General features: G+C 33.7%; 19 protein-coding genes and 1 riboswitch. Of the genes, 4 read left to right on the top strand and 15 right to left on the bottom strand.

Annotation, left to right across the window (positions count from 1 at the left end; genetic code table 11):
* Positions 1–55 precede the first annotated feature (55 nt).
* On the bottom strand, positions 56–433 hold the full coding sequence (locus ACZIYX_RS01480) for a DUF3127 domain-containing protein (RefSeq protein ID WP_462680415.1): 378 nt from the start codon (positions 431–433) through the stop codon (positions 56–58).
* 10 nt (positions 434–443) lie between these two features.
* Positions 444–1,319, bottom strand: a complete 876-nt coding sequence (locus tag ACZIYX_RS01485) for a flavin reductase family protein (RefSeq protein ID WP_462680416.1) — start codon at positions 1,317–1,319, stop codon at positions 444–446.
* 134 nt (positions 1,320–1,453) lie between these two features.
* Between ACZIYX_RS01485 and ACZIYX_RS01490 the strand changes: the two genes are divergently transcribed.
* A complete protein-coding gene (locus ACZIYX_RS01490) occupies positions 1,454–2,641 on the top strand; it encodes a sensor histidine kinase (RefSeq protein WP_462680417.1) in 1,188 nt (395 codons plus the stop codon).
* 144 nt (positions 2,642–2,785) lie between these two features.
* The gene (locus tag ACZIYX_RS01495) at positions 2,786–3,139 is read left to right on the top strand and encodes a hypothetical protein (protein ID WP_462680418.1); all 354 of its coding nucleotides are present in this window, start codon (positions 2,786–2,788) and stop codon (positions 3,137–3,139) included.
* A gap of 14 nt (positions 3,140–3,153) precedes the next feature.
* Here ACZIYX_RS01495 and ACZIYX_RS01500 read toward each other — a convergent pair whose 3' ends face one another.
* The 3 genes from ACZIYX_RS01500 to greA all read right to left on the bottom strand — a co-directional run bounded on the left by ACZIYX_RS01500 (position 3,154) and on the right by greA (position 4,569).
* Entirely contained in the window at positions 3,154–3,564 is a 411-nt protein-coding gene (locus ACZIYX_RS01500) for an acyl-CoA thioesterase (protein WP_462680419.1), read from the bottom strand.
* A 2-nt stretch (positions 3,565–3,566) separates the two neighbouring features.
* A complete protein-coding gene (locus tag ACZIYX_RS01505; protein ID WP_462680420.1) occupies positions 3,567–3,956 on the bottom strand; it encodes an HIT family protein in 390 nt (129 codons plus the stop codon).
* 136 nt (positions 3,957–4,092) lie between these two features.
* Positions 4,093–4,569 carry a transcription elongation factor GreA gene (greA, locus tag ACZIYX_RS01510; protein ID WP_462680421.1) on the bottom strand — a complete coding sequence of 159 codons (477 nt, stop codon included), beginning with the start codon at positions 4,567–4,569 and terminating at the stop codon, positions 4,093–4,095.
* Positions 4,570–4,795: 226 nt separating this feature from the next.
* Here greA and ACZIYX_RS01515 point away from each other — a divergent pair, with 226 nt between their 5' ends.
* A complete protein-coding gene (locus ACZIYX_RS01515) occupies positions 4,796–5,227 on the top strand; it encodes a Rieske (2Fe-2S) protein (RefSeq protein WP_462680422.1) in 432 nt (143 codons plus the stop codon).
* 53 nt (positions 5,228–5,280) lie between these two features.
* Here the strand turns inward: ACZIYX_RS01515 and ACZIYX_RS01520 are convergent, their stop codons facing one another.
* From ACZIYX_RS01520 to ACZIYX_RS01560, 9 genes are all read right to left on the bottom strand, one after another.
* Positions 5,281–5,685, bottom strand: a complete 405-nt coding sequence (locus tag ACZIYX_RS01520) for a hypothetical protein (protein WP_462680423.1) — start codon at positions 5,683–5,685, stop codon at positions 5,281–5,283.
* A 29-nt stretch (positions 5,686–5,714) separates the two neighbouring features.
* Positions 5,715–6,827: a 2-iminoacetate synthase ThiH gene (thiH, locus tag ACZIYX_RS01525; protein WP_462680424.1), complete on the bottom strand. Its 1,113-nt coding sequence runs from the start codon at positions 6,825–6,827 to the stop codon at positions 5,715–5,717.
* 171 nt (positions 6,828–6,998) lie between these two features.
* Positions 6,999–7,772: a HisA/HisF-related TIM barrel protein gene (locus tag ACZIYX_RS01530; protein ID WP_462680425.1), complete on the bottom strand. Its 774-nt coding sequence runs from the start codon at positions 7,770–7,772 to the stop codon at positions 6,999–7,001.
* Between the two features lie 9 nt (positions 7,773–7,781).
* A complete protein-coding gene (locus ACZIYX_RS01535) occupies positions 7,782–8,429 on the bottom strand; it encodes a thiamine phosphate synthase (protein ID WP_462680426.1) in 648 nt (215 codons plus the stop codon).
* Between the two features lie 15 nt (positions 8,430–8,444).
* Complete coding sequence (locus ACZIYX_RS01540; RefSeq protein WP_462680427.1) at positions 8,445–9,209, bottom strand: hydroxymethylpyrimidine/phosphomethylpyrimidine kinase; 765 nt, start codon at positions 9,207–9,209, stop codon at positions 8,445–8,447.
* 7 nt (positions 9,210–9,216) lie between these two features.
* Complete coding sequence (locus tag ACZIYX_RS01545) at positions 9,217–9,816, bottom strand: thiamine phosphate synthase (RefSeq protein ID WP_462680428.1); 600 nt, start codon at positions 9,814–9,816, stop codon at positions 9,217–9,219.
* Positions 9,817–10,125: 309 nt separating this feature from the next.
* Positions 10,126–11,985, bottom strand: a complete 1,860-nt coding sequence (gene thiC / locus ACZIYX_RS01550) for a phosphomethylpyrimidine synthase ThiC (RefSeq protein WP_462680429.1) — start codon at positions 11,983–11,985, stop codon at positions 10,126–10,128.
* A gap of 30 nt (positions 11,986–12,015) precedes the next feature.
* Positions 12,016–12,216 carry a sulfur carrier protein ThiS gene (thiS, locus tag ACZIYX_RS01555; RefSeq protein ID WP_462680430.1) on the bottom strand — a complete coding sequence of 67 codons (201 nt, stop codon included), beginning with the start codon at positions 12,214–12,216 and terminating at the stop codon, positions 12,016–12,018.
* Positions 12,217–12,288: 72 nt separating this feature from the next.
* A riboswitch (TPP riboswitch) is annotated at positions 12,289–12,388 on the bottom strand.
* A gap of 65 nt (positions 12,389–12,453) precedes the next feature.
* Positions 12,454–14,637: a TonB-dependent receptor gene (locus ACZIYX_RS01560; RefSeq protein ID WP_462680431.1), complete on the bottom strand. Its 2,184-nt coding sequence runs from the start codon at positions 14,635–14,637 to the stop codon at positions 12,454–12,456.
* 515 nt (positions 14,638–15,152) lie between these two features.
* Here ACZIYX_RS01560 and ACZIYX_RS01565 point away from each other — a divergent pair.
* The gene (locus tag ACZIYX_RS01565) at positions 15,153–17,582 is read left to right on the top strand and encodes an ATP-binding protein (RefSeq protein ID WP_462680432.1); all 2,430 of its coding nucleotides are present in this window, start codon (positions 15,153–15,155) and stop codon (positions 17,580–17,582) included.
* Here the strand turns inward: ACZIYX_RS01565 and ACZIYX_RS01570 are convergent.
* Positions 17,579–18,937, bottom strand: coding sequence for a sigma-54-dependent transcriptional regulator (locus ACZIYX_RS01570; protein ID WP_462680433.1), 1,359 nt, complete (start codon positions 18,935–18,937; stop codon positions 17,579–17,581). The two genes, ACZIYX_RS01565 and ACZIYX_RS01570, sit on opposite strands and share 4 nt — an antisense overlap.
* Positions 18,938–19,082: the final 145 nt, after the last annotated feature.

A 19,082-nucleotide genomic window follows, 5' to 3' on the forward strand; every position in this document is an offset into this window, starting at 1 on the left:
ACAAGCCTCCAGGAATTAGCCTCTCAACGAGGAATTAAAATAGTATATATCCTTATTAAAAAGGTAAATCATCGTGTTCTTCTTCAGAAAAATCTGTTGCAGGCTCAAATGCATCTGCAGACGGAACAGGAGGAGCTGAAGCATTTTGAGCTGCAGGCTGTAAATTCTCGATTCTCCATCCTTGTATAGAATTAAAATACTTAGTTTCGCCTTGCGGGTTTACCCATTCGCGACCACGTAGATTAATACTTATTTTTACATCCTGACCCACATGAAAGGGATTTAATAAGTCACACTTATCCTGAACGAACTCTACCATAATATGTTGCGGGTATTGCTCTTCAGTAGTAACTACAATTTCTCTCTTTCTAAAACCATTGCCACCAAAGGTTTGTGTATCTCCTATCATCTTTACTTTGCCTTGTACTTCCATCTTAATTGTATTATTTATTTGCTGCTAAAATATTCCATGCAGTATCTATATCGTCTAAATCCAGATACTGTTTTGCAAATTTATGAATTTCTATTAGGTTAGACTGTCGAATTTTATCCTTAATATCATTATGGTTATTAACAAATTCTATTGCTTCTTTATTTTCTGGTATTTCTGCCACATTTCCTAACTTACCCAAATCATTACCTGTAAAAACAGTGCTTTTTCTTATCTCCTCTGGTAAAGAATCTACACCAATACCTATAGCAGTTAATGGTTTAGGAACCTCGAACATACCCATATTAGCTCTTGTATACCAATTATCCCCCATACGGGCAACCTGATCGATCTTATGTTGGTCTATCCTGTTATTTTCGTCTAAAACCCCTTTATCTATATGCATTAAAAGTACTTCGCAAATAATAAGATTACCGGCTCCTCCTTCTTCACCCATAGGTATTATTTGATTTACTTTGCACTCAAATTGTACCGGGGACTCCCCTACTCGATATGGTTTTATTTTTTCTGAAGGCACCATAGTAAGTCCTGATTTTACAAACTCATTAACTCCTTCCGGATACTCTGTGCTGGATAGCGACATTTGCTGAACAATGTCATAATTTACAATATTAATCACTACTTCTTTAGTTGCTTTTGCATTTTCTAATGTATGCTTAGTAGTGTTATCCCTAACTCTTCTGGCAGGTGAAAAAATAAGAATTGGCGGATTTGCACTAAATACGTTAAAAAAACTAAATGGAGATAAATTAGGATTACCATCCGCATCGATTGTACTAGCAAAAGCTATAGGTCTTGGACCAATTGCACCAAGCATTAAACCATGTAATTTTACTGTAGTTACCTGTAATGGATCGATTGTAATCATAATTTGTTTTATCTTGGGCAAAGATAATCAAAGTTTAATTTTTTAAAGTATTCTATAAACTAGTTTTAGTATTCTGTATAAGAACAATAAAATTATATTAAAACGTTTATATTTAGGATTTAGCCAACCAACCTATGAATTTTTCTGATGAGCGCCATTTTTCGAGCTACTTTATTATTATAGCTGTTTTAGTAATAACCGGACTGGTTTTATGGAACACCTCATTATTTATGCAACGCCTTAAGGATGATGAACGAACAAAGGTACAGATCTGGGTACAATCCCAAAAAGCATTAGGTAGTGAGCAGTCTGATGATTACCTGGAGCTATCGATTGTAATTGGATCCACCAATAAGTCTATCCCTATTATAATTACCGATTCTAAAGGGGATTTTATCAGAGATTCCTTGGGGAATCCCGACCTTAGTTATTTTCAAAATATTTCTAAAAGTGTCATCAGTAATGAAAATAAGCTTAGATCTTATCTAAAAAAATTAAAATCAGAAAATGACCCTATAGAACTGGATCTCAAGGATACTGTTCAATATATATATTATGGTAATTCGGATATTTTAAACAAACTGAAATACTACCCAATGACCATTGCAATAATCATATTTTTATTGATAGGTGTGATCTATTTCTTTTTTACAACCTCAAAGGCCAGTGAGCAAAATAAGCTATGGGCAGGTATGGCAAAAGAAACTGCTCACCAAATAGGAACTCCTTTATCCTCATTAGTAGGGTGGAACGAAATCCTTAAAACCGAAAATGTTAATCCCGAGTATATTGTAGAAATAGAGAAAGATATCGAGCGACTTAAAATAATTACAGAGCGTTTTTCTAAAATTGGTTCTATCCCTAATCTTGAAGAGGTGGATATTGTAGAAGAAACCCGAAACGCTTATACTTACCTCCAATCCAGAAGCTCTAAATTAATTAATTTTTCACTTAATCTGCCCAATAAACCAATTCTTGTATATTTAAACTCTCAACTTTATAGCTGGACAATCGAAAACCTGGTAAAAAACGCTATCGATGCAATGAGGGGCAAAGGAAATCTTGAGATTGATCTTGTAGATGACGAAAAAAGAGTTTTTATAAGGATAAATGACACCGGTAAAGGTATCCCAAAAAGTAAATTTACTAAAATATTCGAACCCGGATATACGTCTAAAAGCCGGGGATGGGGACTGGGGTTATCCTTGGCAAAAAGAATCATAGAAGAATATCATTTGGGAAAAATTAAAGTGCTTAGATCAGATCTTGGTAAAGGAACTACTTTTCAGATCACACTTCGTAAATCTGGTGCTACTATCTAATATAAATCCTTAATAATGCCATTTTAACTTTAAAATAACATATAAACAGGCTGGTATAAAACTTCAAATCTACCTCATTATATAACATTATTTTTATCATAACGTTATATTATTAACCGCTATTATACACTAAACTTATACAAATTGAAAACGGAGTATATTATTTTAAAAGAAGCACCTCTAAACAACAATTGCCCAGAATGCTATTCTACCGAAGATATGGTTCTTTCATTTAAACAAAAAAAGATAAAATCTAAACTTTTGACAGCTACCAAAAGTAATATTATAGAAAGTATTTATTGTAATAAATGTGAAAATCAAATTTTTCCGGGACAATGGACTACGGATATAGAACGGGTATACGATTATCATAAAAAAACAATACCTCAACCATCAGGAAAAATACAATTTACCTGGTTTTTTTATAGTATCCTATTTATAATTTTTCTTTTAGTTACCGGGGCTTATATTTATTTTTATTACCCTGATCTTACCTGAACAACCAAATAAAGCTAATACTGTTTCATGGTTTGTCGTAAACTATCTGTAATCAAAAAAGTTTTATTCGTATTAAAGTCAAAACAAACAGCTACATCGTGTCCTTCTGCGCAAAGTACCCCTGTATCATTATACAATAAATGATGCAATCCAAAACTAGAGTTTTTAATAAATTCAACTCTAGTTTTTATCATTACATTACCTGGAAAGAACAATGGATTTTTAAAATCACACTTTGTAGAAACCAACATAGGACCTTTGTTGGTTTCTTTATGTAATCTTGCTAAACCTGTCACTTCCCAAAATTGAACACGTGCGCTTTGCATATATTTCATGAAATTTACATTATTTACATGCTGGTAGGTATCCATTTCACTCCAATCAATCCTTAATTTCAGATTTAATTTAAAATCAGAATCCTTCATTTTTACAAATTAGATTGAATCTCTGCTGCCAATGTTTTTAAATCTGATTCTGACATAGTTATTTTATGCTGAAAAGTCATTTCACTCATTTCATTAAGAGGTATCAGATGAACGTGTGCATGAGGAACTTCGAGACCAACAACAGCAATCCCTACACGTTTGCAAAGCACTGTTTTTTCTATAGCTTTTGCTACTTTTCGGGAAAAACGCATTAAGCCCAGATAAGTGTCCTCATCTAAATTAAAAATTTTATCTTCTTCTTTTTTAGGAATACATAGTGTATGTCCTTTTGCATTTGGATTAATATCCAAAAAGGCGTAAAAATTCTCATCTTCGGCCACTTTATGGGATGGAATTTCGCCATTTACAATTTTAGTAAATAGGGTAGGCATTAATTAAATTTTAGTCGGGTTACGGTTTCGAAATATAGTTCATTTATCTGTAAGTCAAAACCATAAAAAAGCCTTTTTTACGAATTAAAAAAGGCTTTTTTTAAATTTCAAAGAAAATAATTCTTTCTAATCTCTTCTAATCTCTTCTAATCTCTACAATATCAAATTTCATAATACCATTAGGTACTTGTATTTCAGCCACTTCGCCAACACTCTTTCCCAGTAGTCCTTTTCCTATAGGAGAATCTACCGATATTTTACCTGTTTTAAGATCTGCCTCACTTTGTGCTACTAATTTATAAGTCATTTCTGCACCATTTGTTTGGTTTTTAATCTTTACAGTAGAATGTATAAGGGCTTTAGACATATCCAGTTGAGATTCATCTATTAATCGCGCATTAGCAAGGGTTTCTTCTAATTTAGAAATTCTCATTTCTAACAATCCCTGTGCTTCTTTTGCTGCGTCGTACTCCGCATTTTCGCTTAAATCTCCTTTATCACGTGCTTCAGCTATTGCTTCGGAAGCTTTTGGTCGTTCTATGTCTTTAAGGTGACTTAGTTCATTTCTTAATTTTTTAAGCCCCTCTGCAGTGTAATAAGATACTTTGCTCATAACTTCATCGTTTATATAAATACAAAAAATCCCACAAGAATGGGATTTGTTATTCAAAGATAACAAAAAAATTACTGAAGAAGACAATTTTACTTAATTTGCCATCACAATACATCATGTTACTAATTAACTATAATAACTAAATTGCCCCAACTGGAATCTTTGATAGTAAATTAAGCACTTATGTTAAACAAAATCGTAGTATTTTTTAAATAATAAATAACAGATGAAAAAGGCTTTGTTTTTAATATTTTCTCTTTTAATTTTATCCTGTAGTAGTGATGACCGCCCTGATAACAACCAGTTTTTACCTCCTACCAGTATTAATTATCAGATCAACCTTAATTTACCTCAATTTAATCCTCTTAAATTCCCTGGAAATCATTTTGTAGACAATACGGCCAATGGAAGCATAAAAGGTATTATTATTTATAATATTGACAATACTCAATATTCTGCATTTGAACTGAGTGATCCTAACCACACCCCTAGTTCTTGTTCTACTCAGGAGATTAAAGGAATTACAGCCACATGTAATTGCAAAGATGGTAATGCTTACAATATTATTACCGGGCAACAAACTTCTGGCGATGGACAGTTTGCTTTAAGACGGTATTCTATTCGAAGAGATGGAAATACGTTATCCATAACTAATTAGTGATACTTGTTTTTATAGTATGCCTCTTACATTTAAGGCTTTTAATCTGTTTGCTATTTTTTTGAGACAATAATTTTAAATGATGGATCATAATCATAGTCATAAAACTCAAATTTGTATTCTCTCCAGAATGCAATTGTAGAGATATCCTTTGGTTTACCTTGTGTTCTATGTAAAAAAAGATCTATCTCTCCGCAAGTATTGTTCCTGGATAGTTCTGCATGTATAGTTAGCTTTGTTGGCTCATTGGCATGAGCACGTTTAACGGAAAAGGATGTTATAAGAATCGATAAGGAATCCTTAAGATGTATAGGTTCATTAATTTTTGCTTTAACAAATAATGCGTTTTTGTACCTTATTTCTGTATCTGTATCTTGTTGTGCATGGATTGAACAATTATACAAAAAAACAAAAGGGAGTAAAATTATTGTATTTATAACAGATTTTTTATTTTTCACAAGAATTTTATTTTTTAAGATATTATAGACTATTGCCAATTATTAGCCCAATCTTTCCAAACGACATCCAGGCCTCTAGATTTTAGCATAATTACTACTTGTTCTGTAGGTCGTTCGTCCGAAATCTCAAATTGTTCCAACGACTGTGGATCTATAACATAACCACCCGGATTGGTTTTAGATTCGGCACTTATAGAGGTTATACCAAGATTTACTATGTTTTCTCTAAATACCTCACTCTCTCTGGTAGACATGGATAACTCTACATCTTCATCCAGTAACCTGAAAGCACAAATTAGTTGTACCAGATCCGGATCTGTCATCTCTACCTTTGGTTCTAATCCCCCGCTGTGTGGTCTTAATCTGGGAAAAGATATAGAGTATTTTGTTTTCCAATATACTTTTTGAAGATATTGTAGATGTAAGGCGGTAAAAAAACTATCTGCTCTCCAGTCTTCTAATCCAAAAAGTGCTCCTAATCCTATTTTATGAATGCCTGCTCGCCCAAGTCTGTCAGGAGTCTCTAATCGATAATCAAAATTAGATTTCTTCCCTTTTGGATGGTGCTTTTTATACTCTGATTTATGATAGGTTTCCTGATACACTAATACTGCATACAAACCACTTTTTATGAGAGTTTCATAGTCTGATTGATCCATTGGCTGTACTTCTATGGTGATATTAGCAAATCTGGATTGTATTATTTGTATTGCATTATTAATGTAATCTACTCCTACTGTTTTATTAGCTTCACCTGTAACCAAAAGGATATGATTATACCCTTTGGATTTCAAAAAATCCACTTCTTTTAAAATCTCGTCATCTGTTAGTGTTCTTCTGGGGATTTTATTGGTCATGCTAAACCCGCAATAGGTACAAATATTTTGACATTCATTGCTTAAATACATTGGAGCGTACATCTGGATGGTGTTTCCAAACCGTTTTTTTGTAATACTGTTACTCATTTGCGCCATCTGCTCCAGATAGGGTAGTGCTGCCGGAGAAATTAAGGCTTTAAAATCTTCAAGGTTTCTTTTGGAGGTATTTAATGCTTTGATTACATCTTCTTCGGTTTTAGAAAGAATACCGGATAGTATTTCGTTCCAATTATATTGTTTGAATATGTCTTTAAAAGATTTCATTTTTTGTTTTAACCGTTAGCATTTTGCTCTTTTTTTACTGTCCTATCCTATGAATTTATTCACTGTTTGTTTTTTGTTTTGAGACCTCAAAGGTTTTGCAAGACCTTCAAGGTTTTACAAAACCTTGAAGGTCTTATTTAGCAGATAAAACTTAGCACCTGACACCCAATTTTAACCTTTGGTTAAAAACGAGGTTAACGGGCTACTTGCTTCTGCATATTGTTTTATAGGTGCTAATTTTGCATTATATGCAATACGTCCTGCCTCTACTGCCATTCTAAATGCATTTGCCATCATTACCGGCTCTTGGGATACTGCAATTGCTGTGTTAACCAATACTGCATCTGCACCTATCTCCATTGCTTGTGCTGCTTGCGATGGACTGCCAATACCTGCATCTACAATAACTGGTATGGTACTTTGATCTATTATAATTTCTAAAAACTCTAATGTTTTTAATCCTTTATTACTGCCAATAGGAGCTCCCAACGGCATAACACATTGCGCTCCTACCTCTTCTAACCGTTTGCACAACACAGGATCTGCATGAATATAAGGCATTACCACAAATCCTAATTTTACCAATTGCTCTGCAGCTTTTAATGTTTCTATAGGATCTGGCAATAAATATTTTGGATCCGGATGAATCTCTAATTTTATCCAGTTTGTTTCTAAAGCTTCTCTTGCTAACTGTGCGGCAAAAATGGCTTCTTTAGCATCGCGAACTCCAGAGGTATTAGGTAATAAATTAATTCGAGGATGGTCTAAATGGTTTAATATATCATCGTCTTGATTTGTAACATCTACTCGTTTTAATGCTACCGTAATCAATTCACTTTTGGATGCGAGTAACGCGTCCCTCATTAATGAAGAAGAACTAAATTTTCCTGTTCCTGTAAATAATCGGGAAGAAAACTCTTTATCTGCAATTTTTAATCTATCCATTTTTTTTAACTATTTAGAAGAAAACCTCTTTTCTATCTGCTCTTTTATATTCTTAATCTTTTCTTTGATATTTTCTTTATTAGTCAACAATCCAGAAACTGCTATTCCTGATATACCGGTTTGTATAAGAGGCATAATATCTTGTTCTGCAATTCCTCCAATTGCTACAACAGGGACATTTATATTTTGAATTTTAAATTCTGAGAGTATCTCTTCATATCCTTTTATCCCTAATACCGGACTTAGCTTTTTTTTGGTAGTGGTATGGCGATAAGGGCCCAAACCTATGTAATCTACCTCATCCTCGCTATGTTTTTTACAGTCCTGTAACGTATTTGCTGTAGCTCCTATGATAAAATTATCTCCTAAAATTTTGCGGGCTTCTCTGGTATTCATATCCTGTAATCCCAAATGCACCCCATCTGCCAAAGCAGCTTTTGCTACCCCTATATTATCATTAACAATCATAATTGCATTATAGCGATCGCAGATATTTCTGCATTTTATCGCGGTATCCAAATAGGTTGCCATATCCTGATCTTTTATTCGTAGTTGTATCCATTTACCCCCTGCTTTACATACTTGTTCTATATTATAAAGATGCTCTTTTGGTGTTTCTCCCTGGGACACATACTGCAAATTCATTTCGTTTATCATTATTTTTTTATGCTTTTACATTTTATGATATCCTAACAAACCAGTATTAGAACTCAATACTTTCTCAGTATACCTTTTTGCTCTAAAACAGGCTTTAAGCAAAGGAAAACCTAATGCTAATTGCGTTGTAATTGCAGCAGAAAGCACACAGCCACTACCATGCTTTTCTGTTATGTTTTTTGCTTTTGGATAGAGTATATAATGTTTTCCTGTTACTGTGAACAACTCATCTTTCCCAACGGTATCTTTTCTGTGTCCTCCTTTTAAAAAAACATTGGTTTTACTACTGATATAAGCAACTGTTTCGTCTATGGTTTTATCTGCATACAGCTTTTTTATTTCTAAATAGTTTGGTGTTAGCACATATATTTTATCCAAAATTTGGTCAAATTGTACATTCAATTTGGATGCAGGTGAATGATCGTGAAAATCAAAATCGGAACTGGATTTTAATACAGGATCCAATACAATTTTAATGTCTTTATTTTTTTCTAACAAAAAATCTATGATTTGATTAGCTATCCCCCAATCTTGAACGATCCCTATTTTTACAAAACGTATCGCAAAACGATCTAATATTATTTCTATTTGGTTTTTAATTACTTCAATATCTTGCCAAATACACTTCTTAAATTGTATATCATTCTGGATAGTATTTGCTGTACAAACTGCCAATCCATATCCTTTTAGTGCTTCTATCGTTTTTATATCGGCAGTAAGCCCGGCTCCATTTGATGGATCAAAACCTGCAATAGTAAGTATATATGGACGTTTTTTCATTCTTAAATCAACAGATGGTTTTAAGTTTATTGTAAATCGTTTTAAAACTTTTTAAAGAATCTTCTGTGTTCCATATTCCTCCTAAAACGCCTACTCCCTTATATCCAAGATCGAATGTTGCTTGTAAGGTATCTTCATTAATGCCTCCCATTCCTATTACCTGTGCATTTATATCTGTAACATCAAATCCTTTTCCTGCATACCCTGCTTTAGAAATAGATCCAAAAACGGGACTCAATAAAACATATTCAAAATCAGCAGCACAGGCTACAATATCTTCTTTAGAATGAAAGGAGCTGGTTACCGAAAACCCTTTGTTTTTATATACTAAAATAGTAGCATCCAGAGCCGATGGATCAAAATCTAATCTGGCTTGTTCCTGCAAATGTATTCCTCGCAATTTATATTGCTTTGTAAGTTCTGGAAACTGATGAATCATAATCCGGTTATGGTATTGCATATCTATCTGATCTAACAATGCCTTATACCCATTACTGGTAAAGGTTGGTTTACGTAAATGCAATATTTCTAATCCCGCAGCAAACAAATCATTAATTTGTTTTGCTTCGTTTTCTAATTCTTGTTCTGATGTTAGTACTATTAACATATATTTTAAGTGTTTAAAGAATCTCATCCTTAGAGTACCTTACTCTTCGGGGTTCGATATACATAGGGAGCTGAGGCTCTCAAAGCTCATCCTTTCGTGAACCTCATCCTTCGAGTACCTCAGGGTTCGGGATATTGCATTTGTTTTCTACAATACACATCTACAACGCTGCAAAGTACATCTGCACCACTGCTAGGAACAAATACAATATTCATCATTTTTGGTTTCTTCCCTTCAAAAAATCACTCGACGAGACAAGGAAACTCAAAAAATCCTTAAAATATAATATTTCCTGCTGTATTCCATTAATTACAAATATACTTCGCTTCCTTTTTCTTTAAATTCTTCTGCTTTTTCCTGCATTCCTTTTTCGAGTGCTTTTTGATCATCTATCTCTTTTTTTGCTGCATAATCCCGAACTTCCTGAGATATTTTCATCGAACAGAATTTTGGTCCGCACATGCTACAAAAGTGTGCTATTTTTGCTCCCTCTGCTGGCAATGTTTCGTCGTGATATTCCCTTGCCAGTTCTGGATCTAAGGATAAATTAAATTGATCTTTCCATCTAAATTCGAAACGTGCTTTGCTTAATGCATCGTCTCTGTGTTGTGCTCCCGGGTGTCCTTTTGCCAAATCTGCGGCATGTGCTGCTAATTTATAGGTTATAACTCCTGTACGTACATCTTCTTTATTAGGTAGTCCCAAATGTTCTTTTGGTGTAACATAGCATAGCATAGCAGTGCCGTACCAACCAATCATTGCTGCCCCTATTCCTGAGGTAATGTGGTCATATCCGGGAGCTATATCTGTGGTTAAAGGACCCAATGTATAAAAAGGTGCTTCTCCACAGGCTTCTAACTGCTTATCCATATTTGCTTTAATCATGTGCATTGGCACGTGCCCTGGTCCTTCGATAAACGTTTGCACATCGTGTTTCCAGGCAATTTTTGTTAGCTCGCCCAGTGTTTCCAATTCTGCAAATTGCGCTTCGTCATTAGCATCTGCAATACAACCTGGTCGCAATCCGTCTCCTAGAGAAAATGCCACATCATAAGCTTTCATTATCTCACAAATTTCTTCGAAATGGGTGTATAAAAAACTTTCTTTATGGTGTGCAAGACACCACTTTGCCATTATGGATCCTCCCCGGGATACAATACCGGTAATACGTTTTGCTGTCATGGGTACATAAGCAAGTCGTACTCCTGCATGAATGGTGAAATAATCTACTCCTTGCTCTGCCTGCTCGATTAATGTATCTTTAAAAATCTCCCACGTTAAATCTTCGGCTTTACCATTTACTTTTTCTAATGCTTGATATATTGGTACTGTTCCTATAGGTACTGGTGAGTTTCGGATAATCCACTCTCGTGTTTCGTGAATGTTCTTTCCTGTAGAAAGATCCATAATATTATCGGCTCCCCAACGACATGCCCATACTGCTTTTTCTACTTCTTCTTCGATACTTGATGTGGTTGCAGAGTTACCTATATTAGCGTTTATTTTTACTAAAAAATTTCTTCCCAAAATCATTGGCTCTGCTTCCGGGTGGTTTATATTAGACGGTATTACCGCTCTACCTCTGGCAACTTCTTCTCTTACAAATTCTGGAGTAATTACTTCAGGAATACTAGCTCCAAAGTCTTGTCCCGGGTGCTGTTTAGATAGTCGTTTTACTTCTTGTAATTTTTGATTTTCGCGTATTGCCACATATTCCATTTCGGGAGTAATAATCCCCTGCTTTGCGTAATACATTTGGGATACGTTTTTTCCTTTTTTTGCTCGTTTTGGTTTACGTAAATGATTAAATCGTAAATGATCTAAGCTAGAATCCTGTAATCTCTCGTTACAATATTTTGAAGAAAAACCATCTAACTCCTCTACATCTCCTCTATCCAGAACCCATGGTTCGCGTATTGGCTCTATACCATCGTGTACATTTATCTTCTTATTTGGATCGGTATAAGGGCCACTGGTATCATATACTGTTACAGATTGATTTGGGGTTCTTTTTTGTGTCATACTATCTACGGTATCGTCTAATTCGATCTCGCGCATAGCAACCCTAATTTGCGGATGAATAGTTCCTGATACATAGATTTTTTTTGACCCCGGAAAAGGCGTTGTACTAATTACAGTATCTTTTGGTGCTGTATCTTGTTTTTTCATTATTATGAATTTTATATTTTATTAAAAAAATCACCCTCCTTGGGTTGCCTGAATAATGGTTACCTGATCCTCTTGTTGCAAAAATGTTTTTTTCCAAGTTTCTCTAGAAACAATTTCATTATTAATAGCTACAGCAATACCATTTGCAACAACATTTAATTGTTCTAAAAGATGTTCTACAGAACTGTTTTCTGAAATAGATTGTGGTTGATTGTTAACGTTTATGGTCATCTTTTTGATTTATTAATCCATAAACTTTAGGTAGTAATTACCTGTTTTGAAGAAGAAATACCCCATACAGATTATAGGATATTAACTTTTCCCTTCGTCGGTACTAACCGCATCAGGTTCAAAGGGTATTTCTCAGACCTAACCAAAGTTAAGATCACCCCTAAAGTTTATGTTATAAAAGTAATAAAAACTTATACAAAAAGGAGGTTGAAATTAACTTTAACCTCCTTTTTGTATTTAAAATTTTAATGTTGCTCCTACCAGAAAATTAATTCCTGCCTGTGGATAATACCCTGCACCTTCTACAGTGGTAATGGTTCCGGGAGTTGTAAAATCATCATCGTATGTAAAAAAGTAACCATTAGACACATATTCTACATCAAAAATATTATTAACCAAGCCAGTTAGTACTATAGATTTAAAAACTGGTATCTCTTTAATTTCATATACTATATTAAAATCATTTATAAAAAAACTATCTAACTTCGAAGTTTCACTATCTATATTGCCCATGTATTGCTCTCCTACATATTTAGAAAGCAATCCTAGTTGCAAGTTTTTTACAGGCTGGTAGATTAACATATTACCAGCTACAATATTTGGCGAATATGAAATATTTGTATCTCCCAGATTGACCAAGCTACCATCTCTGGAGGTTACAAAATCTCTATTCTTATTGGTGCTAATAGCAATATTAGGTTTTACTATAAATTTATCTGTTAACGTGATATCTGCATCGATTTCGAGTCCTAAACGATAACTTTCTCCACTAGTAGCTCGTATTGGCGCTCCTACATCATCTAGGGCTCCTGTTAGTACTAATTGATCTTTATACCACATATAATAGAGATTGGCATTAACAATAGCTTTGTTCTTAGAAAATCTCCACCCTAATTCTATGTCATTCAATCTTTCTGCAGTATTAATACCGTTTTCAAAATCACTTCTTCTTGGCTCTCTACTTGCTTTTGCGTAAGATAAATATAATTGATTAGAAGTATTTATCTGATAAGTTGTTCCTACTTTTGGGTTGAAAAAATCATAGTTTTCATCTACTTCAAGGAGTGCTCTATCTGAGGTATCCCCAGTAGTTTTATAGGATATAAATCGCCCTTGCAGATCAAGAAAAGCACTCCATTGTTCATTAATCCTGTAGGTGCTTTTTGCAAAAACAGTGAACTCATCTTTTTTTCCGTTTCCGGAATAATAACGATCCCTAAGTTCTGATCCCCCAGCGTTTTGTGCCCATATTACTTCTCCAAAATGATCTCCGTCATAGCGGCTATAAAACCCTCCAAAATCGATATCCATAGTCTCGTTTTTATAGTTGGCACTAGCATTTATGACATAAAAATCATTATCCAACCATCTACGACGCACTAAATCTGTTGTATTAATGATATCTATTGCGGTTACAAGAGGTTTAAAATCATAATCGGCAAAATCTTCATCTTCTTTATACTGCTCAAAGAATCCCCGACCATAGGTATAGTTTAACCCTAAATTTGTTGACCAGTTGTTATTATATTTTTGATTCCAGTGTAATTGATAGTGATCTTGTTTATAATCATCTACTTCATTATCATAAAAACGGGTATTTCCATTATCATCTGTATATTGCCCTGCCGAATTAAATGTTCTGTCCGACTCTAAAGTTGTTTTATCAATACCGTTCCAGGATTGATATGTTATTTCATGCCCGCCAAATGTTATTGCCTTAATTAATGTATTATCCGTAACGTACGACCCCTGTAAAAAATAAGATTTCAGGTCTGAGGATGCTCTGTCTACATACCCGTCTGAGGCTATTGCCGATAACCGACCTGCTATTTCGATGTTTTGATTAAGCAATCCGGTACTAAACTTTACATTGTGTTTTCTGGTTCCAAAAGAGCCAATAGTATTTGCTATTTCTGTATTAGCAGTTTTTGAAACGGCATCTGTAAGCAAATTTAGACTGGCTCCAAATGCTCCTGAGCCATTGGTAGAAGTACCTACTCCCCGCTGCAACTGAAGATTCTGTACAGAAGATGCAAAATCAGGAAGGTTAACCCAAAATGTACCCTGGCTTTCGGCATCGTTAAAAGGTATTCCGTTTAAGGTAACATTTACTCTTGACGCGTCACTACCTCTTACTCTGATATAGGTATATCCAACTCCTGTTCCTGCATCTGTAGTGGTGACCACTCCTGGTAAATAATTTAATAAAACTGGGATATCTTGTCCCAGATTACGTGTAGCTAATTCTTTTTTAGAAATATTAGAGTGTGTAATTGGTGAATCTGCATCTACCCGAACAGATTTAACGAGAACTTCTTCTAGTCTTTCGATTTTAGGCTGGATAGAATCTGTTGATTTTTCCTGAGCTATAACTCCGAAACTCAATACTAAAAGTGTAATAGATAATAGTACATTTTTCATTCGTAAAAATTGATCACGAATAAAAGGGGTTATTATTCTATATTAAATGGATTTAAAAATATATTCAGAAAGCAAAAAACTTTTCTATACCATGCTATAAGTTATAAAAATATAACTTAGCTGTCCCTTGGCAGCATTACCTGCCCAGGTTCATTGGGTATGATCTCAGCTTCGTCCTAGGATTTCAGCACCCCTTTGAGATTTCTGCGCAAAAATACTCTCTTTTACCTATTTATTGTAACTTTATTATAATAAAATTAATCGACAAGCCCAGAGCGAGCTCACAAAGTATTTTTCTGAAAATGTATTTTGTTTTTGGGGCTAGCCGTTGGGAATCAAACCCTCAATGAGGGGTTAAAACTCTTGATAATGGATTAAAACTACACAAAAGATGCATCATCTGGTAAAATAAAAAAGTAATTTCGTGTTTGGGATATATATATTTAAAATTTATTGGATACAAAAAACAATGCTTTTTAGTTTTTTAAGTTATTGAAGCTAAGCAAAACTGGACCATGAAGAATACAAAAAGATCGGTTACTTTTAAAATCATTGCAGGCTACTTTCTTGCCGGTTTGCTAGCCGTTACTGCTTTTTGGGTTATTTATCAGCAAATAAGCAACTATACTCAAATTACTGAGATCAAAAATGAGAACAACCAAAAACTTTTTTTGGTTGGAGAGGCTATAACCGGATTATATGAAGCTGAAAGTCTGACACGCAATATTATACAAACTTCGGATGTTTTTAAATTTGAAAGATACAAGGCAAAAATAGATACTATACTTATTACTATAAATGAAGTTTCTAAAATATCTGATGATACCTTACAAACTCAAAAACTGGATAGTATCAAGTATCTTATTGATAGTAAAAACAAAAACCTTGAAGAGCTTATCAAAATTTATGAGCAACGAAAACAAAAAGGTCTTTATGAAACTGCTATTGATGAGCTCAAAAAAGTAAATAAAAGTTTTGATGGCTATACAGATTATGATATACGATTTAAAAAATATGATCCCCGTACCAAAAGAGCCCTAATTAGTATACTGGAGTATACCAAAAAGGATAATGCAAAGAGGTTGACAAATCAAACTGTAGACTCATTGGCAACCTCGGTAAGGCAAGTACTTGCGGATCTGGAACAAAAAGATAAAAAGTATAAGCGGGAAATATCTTTGAAAGAAGACAATCTTCTTTCAAACGATCAAATTATAACAAAACAACTAAGAGATTTACTTGCTGCTATCGATCACAATGAAAGGAAACAATATTTGGCCCGGCTTGAAGCTTCTAGTCGTATTCTGGACAATACTTCTAATATTATTTTAATAATTGCGTCCATTAGTTTATTAATCGCTATTTTGTTTCTTTTTTTGATTACCAAAGATATTTCTAAAAGCCAAAAGTACCGTAACGAACTGGAAGCCGAAAAAACGTATACAGAATCTCTTTTAAAAACACGAGAGTCTTTGATCAACACTGTTACCCATGATTTGCGTTCTCCCTTAAATACAGTTATTGGGTATTCTGATTTACTAGAAAGAACAGAGCTAAACAATAAGCAAAAACATTATTTAGACCACCTTAAAAAATCATCAGATTATATTCTGCATTTAGTAAATGATCTTCTGGATTTATCAAAACTAGAAGCAGGCAGGATGGTAATTGAAGAGCTTCCGTTTTGTCCAAAAAAGTTAATAGAAAATACTATATCCAGCGTTATACCTATAAATGACAAAAAAAATCTTGATATAAGAATTGTAATTCAAGATTCGTTAAAAAAACAATATTTGGGGGACCCTTTTAGAATAAAGCAGGTGCTAACCAATTTGGTAAATAATGCATATAAATTTACCGATAAAGGATCTATTACTATAGATAGTAAAATTATTGAAAACGGTTTATTAGAAAAGCAACTGGTAGTCTCTGTAAAAGATACCGGAATAGGAATTACCAAAAAACAGCAACAATTTATTTTTGAAGAGTTTTCTCAAGGAGATGATAATACCGAAAAAAAGTATGGGGGTTTTGGTCTGGGGCTTGCCATTACCAAAAAAATAATTCAACTTTTAAACGGACGTATCGAACTAAACAGCATTCCAAAAGAAGGTAGTGAATTTGCTTTTTATATACCAATCAAATTATCTGGTATATTAATTACTGATGAGGAACCCGAAAGCTTGAAAATCCAAAGTTTTATCAATAAAAAGGTTCTGATTGTAGATGATGATCCAAGTCAATTATCATTAACAAGCGAGGTAGCCTCATTGGCGGGGTTAACGTATGATATTTGCAAAAATGGCTTAGAGGCAGTATCCTTATTACAGATCAAAACTTATGATTTGGTACTTACAGATATCCAAATGCCCAAAATGGATGGTTTTGAGCTGTTGAAATCTATAAAAAGCAATACTCATATATCCAATATACCTGTCGTTGCATTATCCGGCAGAACAGATGTTTCTTTTTTAGAGTACCAAAAAGCCGGATTTACAGCTAGTTTACAAAAACCTTATGCCCCAAAAGATTTAATTGATCTTATTGCCCGATTACTTAACGTTGATCTGGCTGGTAATGAAAACAATACGAGTGATAGTGATTTATCTAATGCTGTATATTCTCTTAGTGATTTAATGCTTTTTGCACATGGGGATTCTGATTCTTTAAATACCATTTTAGATACTTTTTATGAAAGTACTGTTAATAATATTAAAGAACTAAAATTAAAGGCCAGAAAAAAAGACATAGATGCTATCAAAAAAATTGCGCATAAAATGCTTCCTATGTTTAAGCAGATAAAAGCTAAAGAGGTTATCCCTATTTTAGAAAAGCTAGAACACCCCGACTCTTACAACTTAGACAAAAACACTGTGCTTTTCTTAACAAAAAAAGGGGTTATAGAAATAGAAAAATTAATCAAAAAATTAAAAGTAGAAACTTAAAGACTAATATCGTATTGTTTCAGTTTGTTATATAGTGTTTTACGATCTATAGAAAGCATTCTGGCTGCTTTTGCTTTGTTTCCGTTTGCTTTTTCTAATGCGTCCAGGATTAATTCTTGTTCATTTTGATTTTTAAATAGCCCATACGTTTGCTTCGTGTTATGAGATGCATAAGCTATATCGTTTGGTAAAACATCCAATATGACCATATCATTTTGAGAAAGAAGAACAGATCGTTTCACTATATTTTTTAATTCTCTTAAATTACCCGGCCAGGTATATTTTTTGAATGCTTCTAATACTTCGTCTGTAAAACCAACAACATGTTTTTCTAGTTCTGTATTTGATTCTTCAAGAAAATGATTGGCAAAAAGCATGAGATCTTCGATCCTGTCTTTTAATGGTGGTACCTTTATAGAAAACTCATTAAGCCTATGATATAAATCCTCTCTAAATTCGCCTTCTTTTACTGCATTGGTTAGGTCTTCATTGGTAGCAACGATTACTCTTATATCTACTTCTATTTCTTTATTGCTTCCTACTGGTTTAATTTTACGCTCTTGTAATGCCCTTAATAATTGAACTTGTAGTTCATAATTTAAGTTACCTATCTCGTCCAAAAATAACGTTCCTCCATTTGCTGCTTCAAAATGACCTACTTTATCATTTACCGCACCAGTAAAAGATCCTTTTATATGCCCAAAAAATTCACTGGATGCTATTTCTTTAGGTATTGCTCCACAATCTACAGCTACAAAAGGTTTATCTGCTCTTTTGCTTGCTTTATGAATACTACTTGCCACATATTCTTTACCTGTACCACTATCTCCTATTACTAATACCGACATACGGGTAGGGGCTACCAATGCCACATACTCGTTTAGTTTTTTAGAAGCGTCGCTAACTCCTCTTACAAAAGAGTCGCTATTTTTTTTTAGCATTTTTACAGGAGAAACATGTACTGTTTTTTCGTTATTTATTTTGCTTGAAGAATTTGTAATGCATAATGCTTTTTCTATGGTATCCAGAATTTTATCCGGGTTAAAAGGTTTGGAAACATAATCAAAAGCCCCTTGTTTAATAGCATTAACTGCCATATCTATCTCGGCATAACCCGTCATAATAATTACCTGAGTATCCGGATTATTTACTAAAATTTCGTTCAACAAAGTAATACCGTCATTATCTGGTAATCTTACATCTGTAAGTACAATATCAAATACCTCTTGTTTTATTTTTGGGATAGCTTCATTACCCGAAAATGCCGTAGAAACTTCATAATCTTTTTTTTGTAAAAAAGTTTTGAGCATTGTACAAAAGGCAACATCATCCTCTACGATAAGTATCTTAGACATATTTTTATTATTTATTATCTGAAAAAAAGCTATTGTATAAAATTACAATTTAAAACACTTAATTAGAATAAAAACATAAAAAAAGAGACCCTTGGGATTGAGCCTCTTTTTTAGCACTAAACAACTTTATATCGTCCTTGGTTGC

This window comes from Aquimarina sp., assembly GCF_977115655.1.

What these genes read in the sequence shown, in the direction of transcription:
- ACZIYX_RS01480 (WP_462680415.1), bottom strand. Translation starts at nt 433, where the DNA reads ATGGAAGTACAAGGCAAAGTAAAGATGATAGGAGATACACAAACCTTT.
- ACZIYX_RS01485 (WP_462680416.1), bottom strand. Translation starts at nt 1,319, where the DNA reads ATGATTACAATCGATCCATTACAGGTAACTACAGTAAAATTACATGGT.
- ACZIYX_RS01490 (WP_462680417.1), top strand. Translation starts at nt 1,454, where the DNA reads ATGAATTTTTCTGATGAGCGCCATTTTTCGAGCTACTTTATTATTATA.
- ACZIYX_RS01500 (WP_462680419.1), bottom strand. Translation starts at nt 3,564, where the DNA reads ATGAAGGATTCTGATTTTAAATTAAATCTGAAATTAAGGATTGATTGG.
- ACZIYX_RS01505 (WP_462680420.1), bottom strand. Translation starts at nt 3,956, where the DNA reads ATGCCTACCCTATTTACTAAAATTGTAAATGGCGAAATTCCATCCCAT.
- greA (WP_462680421.1), bottom strand. Translation starts at nt 4,569, where the DNA reads ATGAGCAAAGTATCTTATTACACTGCAGAGGGGCTTAAAAAATTAAGA.
- ACZIYX_RS01515 (WP_462680422.1), top strand. Translation starts at nt 4,796, where the DNA reads ATGAAAAAGGCTTTGTTTTTAATATTTTCTCTTTTAATTTTATCCTGT.
- thiH (WP_462680424.1), bottom strand. Translation starts at nt 6,827, where the DNA reads ATGAAATCTTTTAAAGACATATTCAAACAATATAATTGGAACGAAATA.
- ACZIYX_RS01530 (WP_462680425.1), bottom strand. Translation starts at nt 7,772, where the DNA reads ATGGATAGATTAAAAATTGCAGATAAAGAGTTTTCTTCCCGATTATTT.
- ACZIYX_RS01535 (WP_462680426.1), bottom strand. Translation starts at nt 8,429, where the DNA reads ATGATAAACGAAATGAATTTGCAGTATGTGTCCCAGGGAGAAACACCA.
- ACZIYX_RS01540 (WP_462680427.1), bottom strand. Translation starts at nt 9,209, where the DNA reads ATGAAAAAACGTCCATATATACTTACTATTGCAGGTTTTGATCCATCA.
- ACZIYX_RS01545 (WP_462680428.1), bottom strand. Translation starts at nt 9,816, where the DNA reads ATGTTAATAGTACTAACATCAGAACAAGAATTAGAAAACGAAGCAAAA.
- thiC (WP_462680429.1), bottom strand. Translation starts at nt 11,985, where the DNA reads ATGAAAAAACAAGATACAGCACCAAAAGATACTGTAATTAGTACAACG.
- thiS (WP_462680430.1), bottom strand. Translation starts at nt 12,216, where the DNA reads ATGACCATAAACGTTAACAATCAACCACAATCTATTTCAGAAAACAGT.
- ACZIYX_RS01560 (WP_462680431.1), bottom strand. Translation starts at nt 14,637, where the DNA reads ATGAAAAATGTACTATTATCTATTACACTTTTAGTATTGAGTTTCGGA.
- ACZIYX_RS01565 (WP_462680432.1), top strand. Translation starts at nt 15,153, where the DNA reads ATGAAGAATACAAAAAGATCGGTTACTTTTAAAATCATTGCAGGCTAC.
- ACZIYX_RS01570 (WP_462680433.1), bottom strand. Translation starts at nt 18,937, where the DNA reads ATGTCTAAGATACTTATCGTAGAGGATGATGTTGCCTTTTGTACAATG.